General features: G+C 36.0%; 2 protein-coding genes. One reads left to right on the top strand and one right to left on the bottom strand.

Annotation, left to right across the window (positions count from 1 at the left end):
* Positions 1–430: M20/M25/M40 family metallo-hydrolase (locus A9G30_RS10390; protein WP_141672083.1), on the top strand; the 430-nt coding region annotated here is incomplete at its 5' end.
* 39 nt (positions 431–469) lie between these two features.
* On the opposite strand, the gene rnz is transcribed toward A9G30_RS10390, so the two are convergent.
* Positions 470–1,387 (bottom strand): ribonuclease Z, encoded by a 918-nt coding sequence (gene rnz, locus A9G30_RS10385; protein ID WP_065588907.1) that lies wholly within the window; start codon positions 1,385–1,387, stop codon positions 470–472.
* Between the last annotated feature and the right edge of the window lie 40 nt (positions 1,388–1,427).

The following is a 1,427-nucleotide window of genomic DNA, read 5'->3' as shown; positions in this document are numbered from 1 at the left end:
TTTAGGTGTTATTCATGGAGGCGATGCAGCAAACCGTATTTGTGGTTGTTGTGAACTGGTCATTGATATTCGGGTATTGCCTAATAATGATATCGATTCGCTTTATAATGCCCTTTGTGACGTACTTCAACCTGTCATAGATAGATATCCAAATCGAATTGAAATACAATACGAAGTTTCGCCTATTCCAGGTTATGAATGCAAAAAAGATCATCCGGCATTACAGCATATTGAAAAGTTAGTTGGCCATAGTGCCGAAACAGTGAATTATAGTACCGAAGCACCATACTTAAATCAAATCTCACCAACTATTGTGTTAGGTCCGGGATCAATTGAACAAGCGCATCAACCCGATGAATTTATTTCATTAGATTTTTTAAAGCCAACCAAAGCAACAATAGAACAATTAATTAAAGATTTTTGTATTTAGAACAGCCGCTTATTCGCCGAGCATTTCGGCGAAATTTGTTTAAATATCAAACGTGGAAAAATCGGTGGCTATTTCGGTATTAGGAAATATATTTTTAGCTTCGCTAACCAATTTATCATTATCATGTAAACTATATCTAGGGCTAATATGAGTCATAATTAACTTTTTAGCATTAGCTTGCTTGGCTATTGTTGCGGCATGTGTTGTTGTCGAATGGCCGCGCGCAATGGCTTTATCCGCTAAAGCATGTTCTTGTGTTGCTTCATGCACAAGAACATCAACATCTTTAGCAAGTTCAATCGATGCTTCACAAGGTATTGTGTCACCTAAAATCGCTAATTTCCGACCTTTTTTAATTTGACCTAAATAGTCTAACCCATTAATTAGTCGCCCATCATCAAGTATGATTGTTTTACCTTTTTTAAGATCACTATATAAAGAACCTATCTCAATATTATCTTGCTTTAATTTATCAATATTTAAAGTTGCTGGCAGATCTTTTTCAATAATACGATAACCAAAACAAGGCACGCGGTGTTGTAATAATTTTGCTTCAACTCGAAACAGGTTATCTTCAAAAACGGTACAATCTTTTTCAAGCTCAATAATATTAAGCGGGTAAGTTAACCAAGAATCACTAATTTCAATGACCGTTTCGATAAATTGTTTAATACCTTTTGGACCAACCAAAATTAACGATGATTGATTTTGCATTAAAGAGCGAGATGTTAAAACACCGGGTAGCCCAAACAGGTGATCACCGTGTAAATGTGTTAAAAAGAGGATCTCAAGTTTAGAAAGGCTAAATTTGGCTTTTTGCATTTGCATCTGAGTTGTCTCACCGCAATCAAAAAGCCATAAGCGCCCTCTTTCTTGCCTAACATCTAGCACAATACTACTCACGTTACGTTGTGCGGTAGGAGAGCCTGCGCTTGTTCCTAAAAAAGTTAACTTCATAAAAATCTAAATATTTTTGCGTTCAATGGTTTGCTCACCC

The sequence above is a fragment of the Gilliamella sp. Fer4-1 genome (assembly GCF_001690515.1).
GTDB classification, from domain to species: Bacteria; Pseudomonadota; Gammaproteobacteria; order Enterobacterales; family Orbaceae; genus Gilliamella; species Gilliamella apicola_C.
Note: the sequence above shows the minus strand (reverse complement) of the source record. Positions and strands in the feature narration are given on the sequence as shown.